This is a genomic window from Alcanivorax sp. IL3, assembly GCF_047495465.1.
GTDB classification, from domain to species: Bacteria; Pseudomonadota; Gammaproteobacteria; order Pseudomonadales; family Alcanivoracaceae; genus Alcanivorax; species Alcanivorax jadensis.
This window is the reverse complement of the sequence record NZ_CP179931.1, coordinates 1,892,214-1,912,592: the sequence shown is the minus strand read 5'-3', so window position 1 is coordinate 1,912,592 and position 20,379 is coordinate 1,892,214. Positions and strand designations below refer to the sequence as shown.

The 20,379-nt window shown below is 54.1% G+C and carries 15 protein-coding genes; 2 read left to right on the top strand and 13 right to left on the bottom strand.

Going from position 1 to position 20,379, the window contains the following annotated elements:
* Positions 1-219: 219 nt before the first annotated feature.
* The 13 genes from ACMG4M_RS08925 to ACMG4M_RS08865 all read right to left on the bottom strand — a co-directional run bounded on the left by ACMG4M_RS08925 (position 220) and on the right by ACMG4M_RS08865 (position 18,386).
* Positions 220-1,704: a bifunctional 2-methylcitrate dehydratase/aconitate hydratase gene (locus tag ACMG4M_RS08925; protein ID WP_272974989.1), complete on the bottom strand. Its 1,485-nt coding sequence runs from the start codon at positions 1,702-1,704 to the stop codon at positions 220-222.
* 166 nt (positions 1,705-1,870) lie between these two features.
* Positions 1,871-3,049 (bottom strand): 2-methylaconitate cis-trans isomerase PrpF, encoded by a 1,179-nt coding sequence (gene prpF / locus ACMG4M_RS08920; protein WP_035244320.1) that lies wholly within the window; start codon positions 3,047-3,049, stop codon positions 1,871-1,873.
* A 123-nt stretch (positions 3,050-3,172) separates the two neighbouring features.
* Complete coding sequence (gene acnD, locus ACMG4M_RS08915) at positions 3,173-5,764, bottom strand: Fe/S-dependent 2-methylisocitrate dehydratase AcnD (protein WP_339840356.1); 2,592 nt, start codon at positions 5,762-5,764, stop codon at positions 3,173-3,175.
* Between the two features lie 143 nt (positions 5,765-5,907).
* Positions 5,908-7,038: a 2-methylcitrate synthase gene (gene prpC, locus ACMG4M_RS08910; RefSeq protein WP_035244315.1), complete on the bottom strand. Its 1,131-nt coding sequence runs from the start codon at positions 7,036-7,038 to the stop codon at positions 5,908-5,910.
* A gap of 131 nt (positions 7,039-7,169) precedes the next feature.
* A complete protein-coding gene (gene prpB / locus ACMG4M_RS08905) occupies positions 7,170-8,057 on the bottom strand; it encodes a methylisocitrate lyase (protein WP_272974986.1) in 888 nt (295 codons plus the stop codon).
* A 78-nt stretch (positions 8,058-8,135) separates the two neighbouring features.
* On the bottom strand, positions 8,136-8,831 hold the full coding sequence (locus tag ACMG4M_RS08900; protein WP_035244311.1) for a GntR family transcriptional regulator: 696 nt from the start codon (positions 8,829-8,831) through the stop codon (positions 8,136-8,138).
* A gap of 97 nt (positions 8,832-8,928) precedes the next feature.
* A complete protein-coding gene (locus ACMG4M_RS08895; RefSeq protein ID WP_035244308.1) occupies positions 8,929-10,872 on the bottom strand; it encodes a hypothetical protein in 1,944 nt (647 codons plus the stop codon).
* 44 nt (positions 10,873-10,916) lie between these two features.
* Positions 10,917-11,732: a MalM family protein gene (locus ACMG4M_RS08890; RefSeq protein ID WP_272974985.1), complete on the bottom strand. Its 816-nt coding sequence runs from the start codon at positions 11,730-11,732 to the stop codon at positions 10,917-10,919.
* Positions 11,732-13,399 (bottom strand): outer membrane protein transport protein, encoded by a 1,668-nt coding sequence (locus ACMG4M_RS08885; RefSeq protein ID WP_035244305.1) that lies wholly within the window; start codon positions 13,397-13,399, stop codon positions 11,732-11,734. The genes ACMG4M_RS08890 and ACMG4M_RS08885 overlap by 1 nt, the downstream gene beginning before the upstream one ends.
* Positions 13,400-13,429: 30 nt before the next feature.
* Positions 13,430-14,446 carry a transporter gene (locus tag ACMG4M_RS08880; RefSeq protein ID WP_052042407.1) on the bottom strand — a complete coding sequence of 339 codons (1,017 nt, stop codon included), beginning with the start codon at positions 14,444-14,446 and terminating at the stop codon, positions 13,430-13,432.
* Positions 14,447-14,491: 45 nt separating this feature from the next.
* On the bottom strand, positions 14,492-15,301 hold the full coding sequence (locus ACMG4M_RS08875) for a C39 family peptidase (protein ID WP_035244303.1): 810 nt from the start codon (positions 15,299-15,301) through the stop codon (positions 14,492-14,494).
* A gap of 202 nt (positions 15,302-15,503) precedes the next feature.
* Entirely contained in the window at positions 15,504-17,411 is a 1,908-nt protein-coding gene (locus tag ACMG4M_RS08870; RefSeq protein ID WP_272974981.1) for a tetratricopeptide repeat-containing sulfotransferase family protein, read from the bottom strand.
* A 114-nt stretch (positions 17,412-17,525) separates the two neighbouring features.
* Positions 17,526-18,386 carry a DUF6160 family protein gene (locus ACMG4M_RS08865; RefSeq protein WP_272974980.1) on the bottom strand — a complete coding sequence of 287 codons (861 nt, stop codon included), beginning with the start codon at positions 18,384-18,386 and terminating at the stop codon, positions 17,526-17,528.
* 525 nt (positions 18,387-18,911) lie between these two features.
* Between ACMG4M_RS08865 and ACMG4M_RS08860 the strand changes: the two genes are divergently transcribed.
* Entirely contained in the window at positions 18,912-19,850 is a 939-nt protein-coding gene (locus ACMG4M_RS08860) for an anthranilate synthase component I family protein (protein ID WP_272974979.1), read from the top strand.
* A 162-nt stretch (positions 19,851-20,012) separates the two neighbouring features.
* A complete protein-coding gene (locus ACMG4M_RS08855; protein WP_232221942.1) occupies positions 20,013-20,234 on the top strand; it encodes a hypothetical protein in 222 nt (73 codons plus the stop codon).
* Positions 20,235-20,379 lie beyond the last annotated feature (145 nt).

The following is a 20,379-nucleotide window of genomic DNA, read 5'->3' as shown; positions in this document are numbered from 1 at the left end:
TTTCAATGGGTTATGGCTAGTAAACATAGAGTTTACGCTTTCTATGAATATACGTGCGCCGGAAAAATAGCAAATCTGTTACAAATATGCACACTTTGACGGGGATTGTGGATGCTTGGGCTCTGCAGGAGTTGTGCACGAATATTGAAGGCGTGGGGAGGGTTCGCCATGCAAGCATAGCTCCTACGGAGAAAGGCCTGACTCATTGGCTTTACAGGTCTAGAGCGCAAGCATGTCCATGAACTCGTTGGCTGGGATGGCTTCCAGTTCATCACGGTCCCGGCAGAGTTCTAGAATACGTTCTGCTCTCGCTCGCGGGAAACTGGTCAGCAGGTTTCGTCGGAATTTGCTTTCCAGAACGGGGGTGCCCTCCTCTCTGCGACGACGATGACCAATGGGATACTCTACGGCCACCTTGTCCGTGTGGGTGCCGTCCTTGAAGACTATCCGGATGGCATTGGCGATAGAGCGTTTGGCCGGGTCGTGGTAATCCGCTGAGTACTGCTTGTCTTCCTGCACTTCCATCTTGTCACGCAGGGTGTCGATCAAGGGATGGCTTTTGTGGAAGTCATCCTCATAGTGCTCGGCAGTCAATTCACCGAATATTAGCGGTACGGCAACCATGTATTGCAGGCAGTGGTCCCGGTCGGCCGGATTGGCCAGCGCACCCTGTTTGGAAATGATGCGAATGGCCGAGTCGTGGGTGGTGAGTTCGATCTTGTCGATCTGGTCGAGACGGTCCTTTACCTGGGCGTGCAGCGTAACAGCAGCTTCACAGGCCGTCTGGGCATGAAACTCAGCCGGGAAGCTAAGCTTGAAGAGAATATTCTCCATGACGTATGAGCCATAGTCCCGCTGAAAACGGAATTTTCGCTCCGCGTCAGGTTTGACCTTCTGATCCTTGTTGGTTTTGGAGAACAGCACGTCGTAGAAGCCCCACTGTTCTGCGGTAAGGGCACCGGGTATCCCCATTTCTCCCCTAAGGGCAATATCGGCCAGCCGCACGGCTCGACTGGTGGCATCCCCGGCGGCCCAGGATTTCCGCGAACCCGCATTGGGAGCATGGCGATAGGTACGCAGTGATTGGCCATCCACCCAGGCATGGGAAATCGCAGACAAGAGCTGTTCGCGGTTGGCACCCATCATTTTTGCCGCAACCGCAGTGGACGCCACTTTTACCAGCACCACATGGTCAAGCCCGACCCGATTGAAAGAATTCTCAAGCGCCAATACACCCTGTACTTCATGAGCCCGGATCATGGCATCGAGGACATCTTTCATGGTCAGCGGCTCCCCACCCTGTGCCGCCCTCTGTTGAGATAGGTGGTCTGCCACAGCCAGGATCGCACCCAGATTATCCGACGGATGCCCCCACTCCGCAGCCAGCCAAGTGTCGTTATAGTCCAGCCAGCGGATGGTACAGCCAATATCCCAGGCGGCTTTGACCGGGTCCAGTCGATGCGGGGTTCCAGGGACCCGGGCACCATGGGGAACCAGGGTTCCTGCCACTAAAGGCCCCAGATGCTTGGTGCATTCCGGGAAACGCAACGCCAGCAGACCACAACCCAGGGTATCCATCAGACAATAGCGGGCCGTGTCCCACGCCTCTTCCGAGTCAATTCTGTAATTGAGGACATAGTCGGCGATAGCCTGGATTTCCTTATCGTAATCCGGGCGTTCATTGTGGTCGACGTTGGTGGACATGGCAGAAGCCTCCCCTTGCTGGGTTGGCTTTCAGGGTCGCCCCAGGATGGCGGAGGGTCAAGGGCTGGAGGAGACTAAATCGGTAGGTATTCGCCTTGTGAGCAAGGCTCCAACGGGGATAAATGTTGTTGGAGCTTAGCTCACAAAGTGAAATCAGCCTGGCAAGTCAGAAGCAGTCACCAGGGACACGCACCCAGCCTTCCATCAGCACGCGGGCACTGCGGCTCATACTGGCTTTGGTGGCAGTCCACTGACCGTTAACTTGCTGGGCTCCAGCGCCGACACGCAGGGTGCCGGAGGGATGGCCGAAGGTCACGCTGTCGCGCTCGCCACCACCGGCTGCCAGATTGACGAGGGTGCCCGGCACTGCCGAAGCGCTGGCGATAGCGACTGCGGCAGTTCCCATCATGGCATGATGCAGCTTGCCCATGGACAGGGCTCGCACCAACAGGTCCACATCCGCCTCGCCGATTTGCTTACCACTTGAGGCGGCATAGGCTTTCGGTTTGGAGACAAAGGCAATCTTGGGGGTGTGCTGACGGGCTTCCGCTTCCTCAATGTTCTCGATAAGCCCCATACGCACGGCAGCATAGGCACGAATGGTCTCGAACCTCTGCAGGGCGTCCTTGTTTTCGTTGATGTCACCCTGCAGCTCGGTACCGGTGTAGCCGATATCTTCTGCATTCACGAAAACCGTAGGGATACCGGCATTGATCATGGTCGCCGGGAAGGACCCCACACCGGGGACCTCGAGCTCGTCAACCACATTGCCGGTGGGGAACATGGCGCCGTCACCGTCTGCCGGGTCCATGAAGTCAACCTGTACTTCCGCGGCCGGAAAGGTCACCCCGTCCAGCTCGAAGTCACCGGTTTCCTGGACTTCACCTTTGGTGATCGGCACATGGGCGATAATGGTTTTCTGGATATTCACCTGCCAGATGCGCACCACGGCAATGCCGTTTTCGGGAATACGGTCGGCGGCGATCAGCCCGTTATTGATGGCAAAGGCCCCTACTGCAGCCGTAAGGTTGCCGCAGTTGCCGCTCCAGTCGATGAACGGCTTGTCGATGGACACCTGGCCAAACAGGTAATCCACATCGTGGTCGGCGCTTTCGCTCTTGGCCAGAATCACCGTCTTGCTGGTGCTGGATGTGGCGCCGCCCATGCCGTCGGTGTGTTTGCCATAGGGATCCGGGCTGCCGATGACTCGCAGCAGCAGCTTGTCACGGGCTTCGCCGGCCACCTGGGCCACGTCCGGCAGATCGGTGAGGCTGAAAAAGACGCCTTTGCTGGTGCCGCCACGCATATAGGTGGCGGGGACTTTAATTTGAGGTGCATGAGCCATGCGAGTTTCTCCTTCAAAAAAACCCCGACGTGCGAAGCCATCGGGGTTTCAAATTCTTCACCTTGCGAGCAAGGCTCCAACGGTTTGCTGTTGGGGCATTGCCCGCATTATCAGGCGAATGATTTAGCTGGCTTCTGCCATGAAATCCTTGGCGAATTTCTGCAGGATACCACCGGCGGAGTACACGGAGACCTCCTCCGCGGTGTCCAGCCGACAGATCACCGGTACGCGTTCCTCATCACCATTGGCGCGGTGGATCACCAGGGTCATGGTCGCACCCGGCGCGCGCTCACCTTCCACGTCGAAGATCTCGGTGCCATCCAGGCCCAGGGTCTTGCGGGTGGTACCTTCCTCGAACTGCAGAGGCATCACGCCCATACCGATCAGGTTGGTACGGTGAATGCGTTCGAAGCCTTCGGCGACGATGGCTTCCACACCTGCCAGTGCTACGCCTTTGGCCGCCCAGTCACGGGACGAGCCCTGACCATAGTCGGCGCCGGCGATGATGATCAGCGGCTGCTTGCGATCCATGTAGGTCTCGATAGCTTCCCACATACGCTTCACTTCGCCTTCCGGCTCGACCCGAGCGTGAGACCCCTGAATCACATTGCCCTGCTCGTCCTTGACCATTTCGTTGAACAGTTTCGGGTTGGCCAGGGTGGCGCGCTGGGCGGTGAGGTGATCACCGCGGTGGGTGGCGTAGGAGTTAAAGTCCTCCTCCGGCAATCCCATCTTGTCCAGGTAGGCGCCCGCAGCGCTGTCCAGCAGGATGGCATTGGACGGCGACAGGTGGTCGGTGGTGATGTTGTCCGGCAGGATTGCCAGCGGACGCATGCCTTTCAGGGCACGAGCCTCGGCCATGGTCCCTTCCCAGTAAGGCGGACGGCGGATATAGGTGCTCTGCGGACGCCAGTCGTACAACGGGCTGGCAGCGCGCTCACCGTCACCTTTCTTCTCGAACATGGGAATGTAGGTCTTGCGAAACTGCTCCGGCTTCACTGATGCCTTGACGATGGCATCAATCTCTTCATCCGCAGGCCAGATATCCTTGAGCATGATCGGGTTACCGTCCTGATCATGGCCCAGCACATCCTTCTCGATATCGAAACGGATGGTACCGGCAATGGCGTAAGCAACTACCAGCGGCGGTGAGGCCAGGAAAGCCTGCTTGGCGTACGGGTGAATACGACCATCGAAGTTACGGTTACCGGACAGTACCGCCGTGGCGTACAGATCGCGGTCGATCACTTCTTTCTGGATCTTCGGATCGAGCGCGCCGCTCATGCCGTTACAGGTGGTACAGGCAAACGCCACGACATCGAAGCCCAGATCCTGCAATTCTGGCAACAGATTGGCTTCTTCCAGGTACATTTTCACCGTCTTGGAACCCGGCGCCAGGGAGGATTTCACCCAGGGTTTGCGGATCAGACCCAGCTTATTGGCGTTGCGGGCGATCAGGCCGGCGGCAATCATGTTGCGCGGGTTGCTGGTGTTGGTGCAGCTGGTGATGGCGGCAATGATCACTGCGCCATCTGGCATTTCACCTTCTTTCTCTTCCCACTTGCCGGAGATGCCGCGGCTGGCCAGTTCTGAGGCTGGCAGCAAGGAATGCGGGTTGGACGGACCGGCCAGGTTGCGGCCAACGCTGGTCATGTCGAACTTGAGGACGCGTTCGTACTCGACACCTTTGAGACTGTCTGCCCACAGGCCAGTGGCCTTGGCATAATTTTCCACCAACGCCACTTGCTTGTCTTCGCGGCCGGTCAGCTTCAGATATTCCAGGGTGTTGTCGTCGATGAAGAACATGCCGGCGGTGGCGCCATACTCAGGCGTCATGTTGGCAATGGTTGCACGGTCGCCCACGGACAGGCTGTCAGCCCCTTCACCGAAGAATTCCAGGTAGGCACCCACCACACGCTCGCGACGCAGGAATTCTGTGATTGCCAGTACCAGGTCAGTACCGTTAATGCCCGGGCGGAGTTTACCACTCAGCTCCACGCCGACGATGTCGGGCAGACGCATCATTGAGGGGTTACCCAGCATCACGTTTTCTGCTTCCAGGCCCCCTACCCCGACGGAAATCACACCGAGTGCATCCACCATGGGTGTATGGCTGTCAGTACCGACACAGGTATCCGGGTAGGCAACACCATCACGCACCTGAACTACCGGAGACATCTTCTCCAGGTTGATCTGGTGCATGATGCCGTTGCCCGGGGGAATTACGTCCACGTTATCAAAGGCTGTCTTGGTCCAGTTGATAAAGTGGAAACGGTCTTCGTTGCGGCGCTCTTCCACCGCCCGGTTTTTCTCGAAAGCATTTTCTTCAAAGCCCGGGTGTTCCACGGCAAGGGAGTGATCCACAATCAGCTGGGTCGGCACTACCGGGTTGACCTTGGACGGGTCACCACCCTGCTCGGCGATGGTGTCACGCAGACCGGCCAGATCCACCAGAGCGGTCTGACCGAGGATGTCATGACAGACCACCCGGGCCGGGTACCAGGGAAAATCCAGGTCGCGCTTGCGCTCGATCAGCTGCTTGAGCGAATCCGTCAGTGCGTCCGGAGCGCAACGTCGTACCAGCTGCTCGGCGAGAATCCGTGAGGTGTACGGCAGTTTGTCATAGGCCCCAGGCTGGATGGCATCGACAGCCGCACGGGTGTCGAAATACTCCAGCTCGGTGCCGGGAAGGGATTTGCGGTATTCGGTGTTCATAGCCTGGGACTCTTGTTCAGGGGGCTCTTTGGGGGGAGACCTGAGTAATGAATGTGGGAGCAGCTGTAGGAGCTTGCTTGCAAGCGAATCCGTTCGGGTATCAAGGCATTCGCCTGCAAGCCGCCACCTACAGTTATAGCGTTTTAGCTACGCTCGGCAATTGGCGTTACCTTGCGCAGTTCCGGACCGGTGTACTCCGCACTGGGACGGATAATACGGTTATCCGCACGCTGCTCAAACACGTGAGCGGCCCAGCCAGTCAGACGGCTGATCACGAAAATAGGCGTGAACAGCTTGGTGGGGATGCCCATGAAGTGATATGCAGAAGCGTGGAAGAAATCGGCATTACAGAACAGTTTCTTCTCGCGCCACATGACTTCTTCACAACGGACGGATACCGGATAGAGCACGGTATCGCCCACATCATTGGCCAGCTTTTCGGACCACTGCTTGATGATAGCGTTACGGGGATCGGATTCGGTGTAGATCGCGTGGCCGAAGCCCATGATCTTTTCCTTGCGCTCCAGCATGCCCAACATTTCTTTCTCGGCATTATCCGCGTCGCTGAACTTCTCGATCATATCCATGGCCGCTTCATTGGCGCCGCCATGGAGCGGACCACGCAGGGAACCGATGGCACCGGTAACACAGCTGTGCAGATCACTCAGAGTCGAGGCGCAGACGCGAGCGGTGAAGGTAGAGGCGTTGAATTCGTGCTCTGCATAAAGGATCAGCGACACGTTCATCACACGCTCATGCAGCTCGTTCGGCTTTTCGCCACGCAGCAGGTGCAGGAAGTGGGCGCCGATGGAATCGTCATCGGTTCCCGGATCAATCTTCACACCGTCGTGGCTGAAGCGATACCAGTAACAGATGATGCTCGGGAAGGCTGCCAGTAAACGGTCGGTGGCATCTTCCTGTTGGCTGAAATCGGTTTCCGTTTCCAGATTGCCCAGCATGGAGCAGCCGGTGCGCATCACGTCCATGGGGTGAGCATCCTTGGGGATCTGCTCGAGGACGGTTTTCAAGGCGTCAGGCAGGCCACGCAGGCTTTTCAGTTTGGCCTTGTAGGTGGCCAGCTGGTCCTGGGTGGGCAGTTCGCCCTTCAGAATCAGGTGCGCCACTTCTTCGAATTCACAATTCTCCGCCAGATCTTTCACATCATAGCCACGGTAGGTCAGGCCGGAGCCACTCTTGCCTACGGTGGAGAGTGCGGTTTTACCTGCTACCTGGCCACGCAGACCTGCGCCGCCGACTTTTTTGCCTTCTGCCATTGTTTATCTCCTTGTGAAACCAATTTTTCGCCAATACGAATTCAGTTCTGTAGGAGCGCCTCTCGAGGCGCAAACCGGCTTGCCGATATCTTCTGATTCGCACCTCAAGAGGTGCTCCTATCTAAAACCTCTTAGCCCTTGCCTTTGGCGAAGAGCGCATCCAGCTTCTGCTCGTAATCGTGGTAATTCAGGAAATCGTACAATTCCATACGGGTCTGCATGATGTCTACCACGTCTTTCTGGTGGCCCTGCTCGCGAATACTCTGATACACCTTCAGAGCTGCCTGGTTCATGGCACGGAAGGCACTCAACGGATACAGGATCATGTCCGCTCCCGCCTCAGCCAGTTCTTCACGGGTGAATAGCGGCGTGGCGCCGAATTCGGTGATGTTGGCCAGCAGCGGAACGTCGCCCAGACCTTCCTTGAAGGCCTTGTAATCTTCCAGGGTGTGTACGGCTTCGGCAAAGATGCCATCCGCACCGGCTTCGATGCAGGCCCTGGAGCGCTCGATGGCGGATTCCAGACCGTCTTTCTGGAAAGCATCGGTACGGGCGATAATGAAGAAGTCATCATCGGTCTTGCCGTCAACGGCCGCCTTCACCCGGTCCACCATTTCTTCCTGGGAGACGATTTCCTTGTTCGGCCGGTGGCCACAGCGCTTCTGTGCTACCTGATCTTCCAGATGAACGGCGCCGGCACCAGCCTTGATCATTTCTTTCACGGTACGGGAGATATTGAATGCCCCACCCCAGCCAGTATCGATATCTACCAACAGTGGAGTTTCCACAGCACTGGAGATACGACGCACATCTTCCAGCACATCATTCATGCTGGTCATGCCCAGATCCGGCATGCCGTAGCTGGCATTCGCCACACCACCGCCAGACAGGTAAATCGCCCGGTACCCGGTCTGCTCTGCCATCATGGCCGCATAGGCGTTGATGGTACCCATCACTTGCAACGGCTTCTCTTCAGCCAGAGCCTTGCGGAAACGTCCGCCGGAGGTGAGTTTGCTCATAGTAGATCTCCTCGTTATGTGCCGTAGGAGCTTGCTTGCAAGCGAATCCTGATCGGCGGTTCGCTTGCAAGCAAGCTCCTACAGTGTGTCAGCCTGTTTCTGATACTGGTTTTCGATATTCTTGCGTGCACTACTGATATGGCGACGCATCAAAAGCTCGGCCATTTCGCCATCACGAGCCTCAATAGCTTCGACAATTCGACGATGTTCATTGAGGGCTTTCTGGGGCCGGTTGGCCACGGTGCTGAACTGGTAACGGTACATACGCACCAAGTGATACAGCTCACCGATCAGGAGCTGACTCAGAGTGGCATTGTGGCTGCCCTGGATAATGCGGTAATGGAAATCCAAATCCCCTTCACGCTGGAAATAGGCGACATCTTCGCGAAGGTCTTGCTGCTGCTCGTGCTGGGCCAGCACGTCGTAAAGGCCTCGCACTTCCTCAGGAGTCATATGTTCGGCGGCAAGCCGGGCGGCCATACCTTCAAGGGCCTCGCGAACATGGTAGATTTCGATCAGGTCATTGACGCTGAGGGACGCCACGCGAGTGCCCACATGCACCACTCTCTCAAGCAGTTTGCGGGATTCCAGACGGCGGATAGCTTCACGAAGGGGGCCACGGCTGACACCGTAGCGGCTGGCCAGCTCGGTTTCGCTGACCTTGGAACCGGGAAGGATTTCCCCGCGCACAATATCGTCCTGCAGCCGGGCGAAGACCCGATCTGCCAGTGTGCGTGTGTTTTCGGGTACGGAACCCGCGGGAGCAGCAGTCATAAAATAGCCCGATTGTTGACAATCCGAACAACCGGGCTGGACTTTACGCCCCTAAACAGGATGTTTCAAGGGGCATTGTTGACAATTTGGCTCAAGATTAAGGCGCCATGGGGTCACAGGCTGGGTCTCCCGGGGCACCTTTGAAAAATTGCACTGCCCCACTGCGCAGGGAATTGAATCGGCGAGCTTCGGGGTCACTTGGTTCATCCCCGAAACCTGCCAGAACAATGCGGGGTAAAAAAGTCTCTTCTACCCATCGAGCTCGGAGACCAATATCGAAGTTTTCATCAGACAGCCGGTAGAGTGGCGCACAATTATTAGCATCAGCCGTCAGATCAACTCGCCCTTCAATGGTGGCATTAAAATGAGGAGTGTCAGCCCTGAGATCCATGCCCGGCGCTAAACGAATTGATAGGTTGGCACTTTTGGGATCGTCAAAACTGCGTGTCACCAAACCAACGCCATAAGCATTCCCGCAAGCGCCGCCCGCACCAGTGGTTACGAGTCCATCCGCATTAATTCTCAAACAGAATTCGCCGATATCATTCTCGTCCATGCGAACACGCTCACGGATTACGGTTTCGCCACCCAATGTCTCTGGATAATTGCCCCCGGAATTACTGATTTCTTCATTCTCATCCGTATCTTCGTTCGGGTCCACGATATCCATACACACGCCGGTGTCATCATCGTCGCCAAGATCATCGTCAACACAGGCACGCATTAAACGAATGGTGTAATCACCAACCAATTCTGTGGCGACAACAGGTTGGGCCTGGACAAAGCCAGTTTTCGTGGCCCGGAATGGAAGAGGCTGACCGGTCAGCTGTGCATCCAGCAACTTCTCCGTGATTTTCCCTTTTTCTTGCTCCTGCAAGCTTGTGTCGGCGCTCGGGAAATCAAGTTTGAAATCGCTATTACCGTCGATTTCCACACCCGCATAAAGGCTGGACCCAAGGAACCGACCGGCAACCTGGGCATCAGTATTGTTAGCTGGAGCATCACCAATGCCTGCACTTAGCAGATTGACTGAAAGCGAGTCGTCATCCTGATTCTGAAGTTCAAGAAGAGCCGATAGTCCTGCAGTAGATCTGAACCCCAGGTAATCCAGCACCTCGTCACCGCCCTCTGACGCCCTCACACCCAAGCCGCCGCCAAGGATATCGCCATCAGGGAGTACCAGGGCATTAAGCGTGAACGATACCGTCGAGCCATCAACACCACCGAAGTCACAGCCATCCAGGATGATGCACTCACCCGCAATTTCAAAGGCATAGAGGCCGGCGCGAGTTCGGTTATTCCCTTCTACAAGACGATCCTCATAAGCACCGGTGTCGTTGGCGAATCCATCAATAGGTGTTTCCGTATTTACCCGGTCAATGAAACCCTGCCAAGCCGACTTGAATTCGTCGAAATCGCTGTAATCAAAGCCGTTTCCTGCAGCGAGCTCAGGCTGGGCATCGAGTATGGTATTCGGATCCCCGGAATCAGCAGGAAGATCCTGCTCACCCGGAATGATAATCTTCGCGTCAGGATTATTGCCCTGCTGATTAAGGGCATGCAATAACGCAGACCGGTTCAATGCCGGGCTTGCCGTGCCCGCCGCGCCATCTTGAACCTCTGTCCTGCGAGGTGACTCAATCAAATCCGCAAGGGTAAGCTGATAAGTCCCCTTACGCAGTTGCTGCGGCAACTGGTAGCTGCCCAGCGTGACCCGGTTACCCTCAAAAATGGCGCTGCCGATATAAAACTCAACGCTGCGCGAGTTAGCCGGGCACAGTGCATGAAAAGCAGGAACTTCGATATTCAGGCCAGCAGGGGTATAAGCCTCGTCACGGGTATAACCGTTCGAGTTTCCACATCGATAGCCCAGGTTCGCCACACGCGGGCCCTGTAGTTCGATCAGAGAATCCCCACGAGGATTAATGTCACAGTTCGCCCCTAGCGGGCAACCTGGAACCGTGGCATCAGAAAAATCCTCGCCGCCATTACAGCCAGCCAGCGCCAAGGCGGCAAAAGCCATCAATGTAAGGTGTCGCATAGTTCGTTACCTGTAATAGCAAGCCGGGCTCTAACCGGCTGAATTCATTGGGCGGAAAGCAGCAATTCGCCTTTCAGCACCGCTTGCAGCCCATCAGTACTCGATTGCTCTTGTAAGTAAGGCAGGAAAACCACCAAATGACGTTGACCGGATTCATGCGGCAAGGTTCCTTGTAAATAGCCGTATCGGTACCAAGTCTCCGGGTATTTTCGACTGAACGGTTGATCGATCAGAAGCAGCGGTCGGCCAGCTTCATCTAGCCACAGCAGTTGTGCGGCTACGTAGTCCTGTTTTCGAATGAAGGCCTTCAATTCAAGGGTAGTCACATTCTTGTTTACCGTCAGGGCCATTGCCTTGAGTGGCTCATCGCCCAGCATGACCGGGCTATCCTGGTCAAAACTAATCAGAGTTTCGGTACCTGGCGCAAGCTCGACTGCTTCCTCAAGGAGATGCTGGCAGCAATCCTGCCGTATTGTGCGGTAAGTTTCCAGAAAACCGCTTTCAGCAACCTCCGAATACTCCGGTTCGACCTTGGACAGCGCCTCCTTTTCAGCCACCATATCCACTGGTCGACTGGTTAGCTGCCCACTTTCGTCCACATAGGTAATAAACCGATCCCGCTCTTTATCCTCAAGCTCCTGGTCTATCTCTTCGCTGGGCCGGTAGTCTTCCAGCGGCTCACCAAGAGAAAGCCCACCAGTACTACCATCAGCCTCAATTAGTTTTTTGTCTTCAGGTTTCTCAATAGTGACCAGGTTACCTTGAGCATCCGTGTAGACGTACAGATCGCCCTGCCCTGGTTGCCCCTGGCAGGCAGCAAGCAACAGTATCAGCGCATAGAGAAATAAGTATTTTTGCATTAGAAGCGAGTTCTGAACGCCAGGCCCATGATAGTTACCGTAGCTTCAGTTTTTATATCAAGCCCGGCATAGGGGTTATAGACCACATTGTCGATACCCGTGCAGTTAGCCGCACAGCTTGAATTTGCAGGAATTTCATCCTTGCTACGCAGCTGGGCAATACCAAGATCGATATCCGTGTCTTTATCCCATTTATAGCCAAGGCCAAGGCTGTAGTACTTGGCCTCGTTGATCGGAACCATTGGGCTACGACGGTCTTCCGGAATTGCCGATGCCCGAGGCTCGTAACCAGCACGAAGCTGAATACGGCCAGTGAGATCGTAGGAAGCACCAAACGCCAGGTTCCAGGTGGACTGATAATTCAACGGGTAACTTAACCGGGACGAGGTAGAGCCAGGTGAAAACAGGCGTGCAAGGCTGAGTACTGCAGAGCTGCGGTCAAAAGTAAAATCAAAGGAGTCCCATTCTTTGTAATCTGCCCATACCGCATCCACATTGAATTGCAATCTTTCTGTTGGCCGAATCTTGATGCCCGTCTGGAAAGAGGCAGGCATGGTCAGATCCATGCTTACACGCCCGACTTCTTCTGCTGCGACACGGGAAGGTATGCCAAGCACCGCCAAGGCAATAGCCCCCGTTGCGGAGCCGCCAATCCCATTAATAGTTTCCTGGGCAGCATTGGAATAGCTGATCTTGTAGTCACCTCGCATATGCGTTTTGGCAGCAGAGCGATACACAGCGCCCCAGGCAAAACGCTCATGAGGCTCCCACAGCACACCCAGGTTGTAGGAAGGACTAAAACGCTGATCCATTTTAACATCGAGAGACGCCAGATTCTTGAACGGACCCAAGCCCTCTTCCGGGCGGCAAATACCGAAAAGAATCAGATCTAGAGCGATATTGGATTCGCCCTTGAAAGGCGCACAAATACTTTCATCCAGCACCCTGGCAAACCCCAGCAGCTCATTGGGGGCACGAAAATCTTGCTCCAGGGCCACAGCCTGGAAGCTCATGCCGATGGAAGCACCAATTGAGAGTTCGTCGTTGACCCGGTAACCAACCGAAGGTGAGAGATAGGTTATACGTTCCAGCGCTACCCGCTCACCCATAAAGTTGCCGACATCATCTTCATCACGGTAAAAGCCTGCAGCCATGGGCAGATACGTGGCGGTACCAAAAGTGAACTTGGAACCTGCTGGACGAATGGAAAAAGCAGGTAGCGGACCTGCAATCAAAGGGCCGGGAGGCAAATCCACAGTATCGTTAATAAACGGCACATAGAGAGAAATGCCCTCAATCGTACTGTTGGCGGTTTTGAAATCACGGCAGAAATCCACACCATCATTCGGCGCATCGTTACAGACAACCGGATCATCAGAAAAACCAAAAACATTATAGTCCGGGGGCGCAGAAAACTCGGAGTTCAAGCTGAAGTCCGCAGCCAAAAACTGTAAGTCGACCCTGCGTCCGTCTAGCTTGGCCAACCCTGCTGGATTGAAATGGATTGCCATAATGCCTGGGGGATCAGCGGTTACCGCATGGCCCATACTCATGGCACGCACATCAATCGCCAAGTTGTTAGCCAACTGGGCCTTGGCACCTGTCGCAAAAGAACCCGCCAGCAAAGCCGCCAGGCCGCAGGCCAAAGCCTTATTATTGTTCTTCATGGCATGCCTCTCACAACTGCAAATATCGGCTTAGGCACCGGGTTTCAAACCGCTGAAATCAATCGGCATGGACAACCCAAGCAGCACGTCGGGAGAGTCTTCGGTCAGACCGAAGCCGAAACTCAGGTTAATGATGCGGTTCTTGGAAGAACGTAAACCAATGGAAGTATTCACTACACTGGAAGTGGAGTCTTCTGATCGAGCAATCCGACCACCATCAAAGAAGAACTCGGTATCGAAATTATAGGATTGCTGATAGCTGGCGCTCAGAGACACTTCATAGGACAGCGCATAAGCTAAGCCCATGGAAAAGTTGATGCTGTCCCCCGGGTTTACCTCTTCAAGGATATCCGAGCCGCGTCGCTGATTGATACCGGTAATGTCAAATGCCATGGAATAGCCCAATGAGCCATACAACACGACGGGGTCAACAACCTTGCTCATACTGACGCCACCACCCAGGGAATAGAACCCGGAACCGCTGGAAACCTCACTGTTAACGTTGATGTCGTAAGGGCTATCCCCTGTCGGCGTCGTCAACGTTGTATAAAGTGTGGTATTTACGGCGCCAGGGCGCACCGGGAAAGGTTGATAACGCAACCCAAAAGACACATCCCCAAGGGCAGCCTGGGACACATCCTTTTCAGTGTCATACTTGTAGGAAACAGGCAACCGGGTATTGAATGTCAGGTTGTTCCAGATACCATAATCAAAAGACAGCGAGGAGCCGAAGGAGTGCTGGGCATCCTGCTCAATACGGAATCGGCTGATATTGCCACTATCCTCATCCAGAGCAATATCAATTCTATCATCACGATAATAGTTATAGTTCGCCGAGAAATTCAGTGACATCTGTCCACTGGGCAATAAGGAGTACTGTTTTTCCGCCGCCTGGAAAACTTCTTCCAGGTTCTTTTCTTCGGTCACATCATCTTCTTTGGTCTGCAGGGCATCGCGTGCTTCTTCAACGCTTTCGGCCGCCCAGACATAGGGCTGGGCAAGCAGGAGTGCAGCAATCGCTGCCACTTTTCCAGACTTCATATTCATGCAAAGCCGTCCTTTATTCTGTTTTTTATTTGCCACTGCAGGCTCTTATTTTCTGAAATAGGTGCGGGTTGGCACATTGATCACACGCTCTGTACCGTCCTCTTCCTCAATCAATACCCGACGAAGCGTACTGGCCTTATCCGCCCAGTTTTCGATGGTATTGGTAAACACTGGAAACTCCTGGAAAGCCAATCGATTAATAGTACGTTCATCCAGCAAACGGAGGTCATAATCAGTCAATTCGAGACCATCCTGTGGCTCAAAGCCGTTAGGAAATACAATGAACAGGACATTCTGGTCCCAAACTTCAAGAAACTTGGATTCAGTAAAGCTGATATTGCCCAACGCCGGGTCAGCCACATAGATATGGCCGTCCTGATATTTTTTCAGCACAACGAAATGCTTAAAGCCGCCATAAGCGATAGGAACGATTGCCGGGTGGTCAAGGCTCTCGATATCTTTCATCTCCGCCTTGAACCCACCACTAGGGTGACCCAGGGCAGTTGCCAAACGTTTCATATCCAGTAGCGAAAAGCCACGGCGCTGGACAATCTTTTCGGTTTCACCAAACCGCAAGAGGCCCTCCATGATCTGGCGCTCCTGGAACTGTCGTCCAAGATATTGATTCAATACGGTAGTCAGAGCAGCGGAGCCACAGGAATAGTCGTACGCCTGCCGCGTAACGTTGTGATAACGGAATTCAGAAACTGGTTTAACAGCAACCCCCCTCTCACGCAGAGGCCCGTCACCAGTGGAGTGCTCGTAATAGATCACGCCTTTCTCGGGGGGCTCGACCACTACCGACTCATTGGCGGCAAAGTAGATCAGCGCTACACCCAGCATGGACGTCAGCATGGCAAGTTATCCGCTGTTATTGTTATTGTTTGTTTCAAACATAGGCAGACATGTTAACCATGTCCCAGTAGGCAGGCAACCACCTATTCTGACAGACTCAGGTGGCGTTCCAGCCAATCTTGTTGGCACCCGAATGAAGCTTATTGCTTATAATTCCGTCCATAAGCGCTTGTTTTTAAAGGAAAGTCCAACGAAGCACCCCTTAGTCCCTTAATGGCTCCAGTCCATGTGACCTCAGGGCATCCATCATAGGCCCTAGATACGCCTCATATTTTTTCCATCGAGCAACGCCCTGAGTAAAGAGCCCCTGGCTTACCTGGTTGATGCTTGCAGTACTCACCTTACCCTTGGCGCGTTGAAACTCCAGGCAGCGCGGATCCCATGAAAGCGCACAATAAGCAAGAAGCTCTCTGACCTGTGGCTCAAAATTATTGACGAGGGTCTCATAATACAAGGAGTGGAACTCTTGAGCGGGCAACTGGTTATACCAAAAGGCCATATTGTCATAGAAAAGCGCCACTTCGCGGGCACACCCGTCCATGGAAAAGCTGAATAACTGACTAGCAAAATTTTGCCGATAACAGCCAAAGGCTACATCCATGATATTCCGCCGAAGATCGATAAAACTGGCCTCGGGAAAGGCTGCTTTTAGCAATCCGGCAAATTTATGATTGTTAATTCCTTTATTTACCAAACGCTTACGCGTATCAAAACCGGCCTCTGCCGCCGCTGCAAGATAATACTGACGGAATTTTTCGACCTTTTCTGCTGACATTTGACGGTGTAATTCAGGGGCAGAAAACAAAGACCGCTCACCAGTCAATGCAAACCAGGCCTGCTCGGCAAAGTCTGATTCCCCCGTTGCTTCAGCATCTTCATGCACTCCCAGGATCTGCTCTACCAGAGTACTTCCTGAACGAGGGAGACTGAGAATGAAAATTGGCGCGGGACAAGGTCGGGCTTTCGAGTCTGCCGACCATTCATGGATATTTTCCGCGGAATAGCACTCACGCGAGGGCTGTACTCGTGAAAGATAGTTATCAAAATCGAAGCGGATCAAACCATGCTTTAAATTGTTACCCTTTTCAAGAGATTGAAACTCCAGCTCCCTTTCCCCCGTAAGCTCGAAGTGAAAAGCCAACGCGAAATGAAAGTCCGCGGCGGTCGATTGACGCCCAAATTTGCTCGCTAAGCGGGCCTGCTCCTTAAGACAGCTTAACTCTCCATCACTAAGAGGGCTTTTGGTGAGCTCCATAAGCTGCTTCCAACCATTAGCAATTCCCGGCTCGCTTTGCAGGAGAAAACGCAAACGCTCACAGGCCTCTGCATTGCGGCCATAAATGTTATCCAGACGCACACGCTGCAAAATCCAGTCAGGCTCTTTCTGATGCACCTCATCCATACCATCCAGAAATTGTTCAGCAAGATCATATTCACCGGTATGCAAGTACACATCAACGAGCCGTCTCCGAGCCAGCGCCCCAACAACCGGGTGGTCTTGAAGCTTTTCCAACTCCTGCTGGGCTTGCCGATAACGATTTGCCTGACGCAAGGCTTCGCCATAATCAACTTTGGGGCCAACCGCGTCCGGAAAATCTGAAATCAATTTCTCAAGTAGACGAAGCGCCTTCAATGCCTCGCCTTTTTCGAGAAAACACACGGCAAGGCGCTGGCGAGCCTCAGGGAAATCAGGCTCACGCTCTAAAGCCCCGCTAAAACAACGCAACGCTCGTTCGACATCCTTGGTGCCAAGCAAACTCTCGCCCAGGCCAAACCATGCCTTGGCCTGACTGTCATCCTGTTGAATAACCTGCTGATAAATATTTGCAGCGTCCTGCCATTGTCCAGCCCGGACCAGCATTTGCCCCAATAAAAGGGCACGGTCGAGCCGCCCTCCGTCCAGAGAAATAGCTTTCTTTAGACCGAGAATCGCAGGTTGCACCTGGTTTAAATTCGCACATGCCTGGGCGTAGATATCCCACGCCACGCCGGATGTAGCCCCCTGCTGAAAGGCAAGATTGATAGCCTGCTGCGCCTTTTGAGAAAAGCCCTGTTGCAGCAATGAGGCAGCCTGGCGCACCAGTACTTGGGCTTTCGGGGTTTGATTCATGGTCATGAAATCATAGATATAAAATGAATTGACTGTATATCGTTAAAAAAAATAAAAAAACCCGGCCTGAAAAGGCCGGGTTTTCGTTTGCAAGCCATACGGCAAGCTTCAGCTTTAGTGGCCAGAAATTTCCAGGCTACCAGTCAGCTGCAGGCCAACCAGCTCGATATCACCGACGTTACCGCCAGTACCATCACCGATGTTCAGGTTAGCCAGACGTACATCCATGCCACCACCGTTACCGATGCCCGCAAGGCCGATATTCAGAGAGTCAGCATCAACGTTGATACCAGTAGCCACGGTCAGATCAGTACCACCGTTATCCACAATGCTTACGTCCTGGGTAATACCACCACCGCTGTCAGCATCATTAATAGCGAAGCCGCTAATGGAGATACCATTAGAGATGGTCGTGTCGATAGCGATCATGTCACCTTGAGCTTCATTACCCAGCTGGATGTTCAGGGAAGTCCCCGCACCCAGAGTCAGGGAGCCCAGGCTGATCACGCTGTCTACGCGGTTGGTGCCAACGGAAGTGCCAACCGTCCAACCTGCACTAATCGTGGAGGCAGTAGTTCGGCCAGAATCCGCCACGTCCAGATCACCCATGTTCACATCAATACCGTTAGCCAGATCCACATTGATGTTCAAAGTCGGATCATTACCCGCGTTGGTACCAGCATCAATTTCCAGATCGATCTGAGCAGCACCACCACCGATAGCAGTAATGGCAAAGTCCTGGAAGATAAGTGCCGCAGAATCAGTGCGGTCATTTGCAGTGACACCAGCAGGATCTACAAAGCCGTCAGCATCGTGAATACGCAGTTCAGCACTCAGTGCAGTGTTAAGGCCAATGGTGATACCGTCCTGACCAGTTACACTGGACAAAGCGCTATCTTCCATAGCTTCCATGGAAAAACCGGTAGCCGGAAGGGCTGCAACGGCGGCCGCCAGAGCAAGCTTCTTGAATTTCATTGTTATCTCCTCGTGTGCACAACGTTTTGTTGTAATCGTTCGGGTGCCACGTTTATCGGCACGCATCTAAGTTAACACAATGGTTACAAAAACAAATGCATCCGTTACAAAAGTCGAAATCGCAGCATTTCAAACATAGGTCATTGTTTTTATTTGCTTTTATAGCCTTACATACACCAGCATCAATCGAACAAAGATGTAAACACAGCCCATGTTAAAGTCTACCTGTTACGCTCAGTAACAGAGTTAGGCAAGTTTCACCTCGACGGGTAGACTACCTGCTCCTGAATCTGGTTGCCCATGATGTCATCGAGCTGTCTCTTCAGTAATACAAATGGACTAGTCGCCCTAAACAGGCCCGATCTAACGCTGTCTGCGGATAACGCCGCGGATCTGGTGCGCTGTACTGTGGAAGCGGAAAAGGCCCTGGCTGGGGGCTATGCTTTTGCGGCCGGCGTGTTGCCTTATGAGGCCGGGGCGTGGCTGAGAGGGGTTAACCGTTCCTGTACCGTGAAAGGGAGGGGCTTGCATAACCATTCTGTGATGCCTGCGGTAATTCATCTCTATAAGACGCACCCTAAACCCTTTCGCGGCTCGAGCGCCGCTCGTACAGGGGGATTTATCCTCGGCGGAGCGTTTCGGGCCGAGCAACGCAGGGAGGAATATCTGCATAGTCTCGCGCGGATCAAGGACTATCTGTCTGCCGGTGACTGCTATCAGGTGAACTTGGCCCAGCGTTTCAGCTCCCACTTCGAGGGCGATCCCCTTACCGCCTGGCTTGCGTTACAGGAGGCTCACCCTGCCCCGCACAGTTGCTACTTTGATACGGGCGACAGCCAGATCTTCGGAGTATCGCCGGAGCGTTTTCTGTCTATCCGCGACCGGAGGGTGGTGACCGAGCCGATCAAGGGCTCGCGACCGCGTGGCAACAGTCCTGAAGAAGATCAGGCTTTTGGCGACGAGCTGCTCTCCAACCCCAAGGATCGCGCGGAAAACCTGATGATCGTGGACCTACTGCGCAATGATCTGGGGGCCTGCTGTGAACCCGGCAGCATTCAGGCATATCCATTGTTCGAGTTACGACGTTTCAGCAATGTGCAACATCTGGTCAGCACAGTGACAGGCACCCTCCGCCGGGATCTCTCACCACTGGACGCCCTGCTCGGCGCTTTTCCTGGGGGCTCCATCACTGGCGCCCCGAAGAAACGGGCCATGGAGATTATTGCCGAGCTAGAACCGTCGCCCCGCGGCGCCTACTGCGGCAGCTTCTTCTGGATGGATAACCAGGGCAATCTGGACAGCAACATTCTGATTCGCACCCTGCAAACCGAGGGTGACCGGCTCTATTGTCATGGCGGGGGCGGTATTGTGTTCGATTCCGTGCCGGAAGCGGAATATGAGGAGAGCCGCTTTAAAGTTGCCAAGTTGATGGGGGCGCTGGAAGAGCGGTTTCTTTCATTGTAGGAGCTTGCTTGCAAGCGAACCCACACCTGGCCGAACGAAAAGCATTCGCTTGCAAGCAAGCTCCTACAGGGGGTTCTCCTACAGTATATTCCGAGCATTGCTGGCACGGGCTGAAGCGAGGGGCTTACAACCATGTAAATGAGGCCATGTCAGGCTTTTTCCATGAATCAAGTTTTTCATGGCAAGGCCCTTCGGCGTGGCCGACATAGTGCGCCGGGTAATATTTACATTGTTACGATAGTCACCAAACAGCGTCACTTCTGGTTCCAGCGCTTTGACAGTGCTCGAGTGGTGGTTCGGGCTCTTCTTAATAGTGACCGGCAGGGGTTTTCCAGCACTTATGCCTTTGTGGTGATGCCTGATCACCTTCATTGGCTGGTTTAACTGGAAAATAAAGAACCGTTGTCTCGTGTTGTGCAGAGGGTCAAGTCAGAAGTCACTCGCGGGCTGAGACAACAAGAGACCAACATTCATAATCAGGTCTGGCAGGCTGGCTTCCATGATCATGCCATGCGAAATGAGGAGAGTT

Coding starts and splice junctions, on each gene's coding strand:
- ACMG4M_RS08925 (WP_272974989.1), bottom strand. CDS start 1,704: ATGTCCACCAACGTCGACCACAATGAACGCCCGGATTACGATAAGGAA.
- prpF (WP_035244320.1), bottom strand. CDS start 3,049: ATGGCTCATGCACCTCAAATTAAAGTCCCCGCCACCTATATGCGTGGC.
- acnD (WP_339840356.1), bottom strand. CDS start 5,764: ATGAACACCGAATACCGCAAATCCCTTCCCGGCACCGAGCTGGAGTAT.
- prpC (WP_035244315.1), bottom strand. CDS start 7,038: ATGGCAGAAGGCAAAAAAGTCGGCGGCGCAGGTCTGCGTGGCCAGGTA.
- prpB (WP_272974986.1), bottom strand. CDS start 8,057: ATGAGCAAACTCACCTCCGGCGGACGTTTCCGCAAGGCTCTGGCTGAA.
- ACMG4M_RS08900 (WP_035244311.1), bottom strand. CDS start 8,831: ATGACTGCTGCTCCCGCGGGTTCCGTACCCGAAAACACACGCACACTG.
- ACMG4M_RS08895 (WP_035244308.1), bottom strand. CDS start 10,872: ATGCGACACCTTACATTGATGGCTTTTGCCGCCTTGGCGCTGGCTGGC.
- ACMG4M_RS08890 (WP_272974985.1), bottom strand. CDS start 11,732: ATGCAAAAATACTTATTTCTCTATGCGCTGATACTGTTGCTTGCTGCC.
- ACMG4M_RS08885 (WP_035244305.1), bottom strand. CDS start 13,399: ATGAAGAACAATAATAAGGCTTTGGCCTGCGGCCTGGCGGCTTTGCTG.
- ACMG4M_RS08880 (WP_052042407.1), bottom strand. CDS start 14,446: ATGAATATGAAGTCTGGAAAAGTGGCAGCGATTGCTGCACTCCTGCTT.
- ACMG4M_RS08875 (WP_035244303.1), bottom strand. CDS start 15,301: ATGCTGACGTCCATGCTGGGTGTAGCGCTGATCTACTTTGCCGCCAAT.
- ACMG4M_RS08870 (WP_272974981.1), bottom strand. CDS start 17,411: ATGAATCAAACCCCGAAAGCCCAAGTACTGGTGCGCCAGGCTGCCTCA.
- ACMG4M_RS08865 (WP_272974980.1), bottom strand. CDS start 18,386: ATGAAATTCAAGAAGCTTGCTCTGGCGGCCGCCGTTGCAGCCCTTCCG.
- ACMG4M_RS08855 (WP_232221942.1), top strand. CDS start 20,013: ATGAATCAAGTTTTTCATGGCAAGGCCCTTCGGCGTGGCCGACATAGT.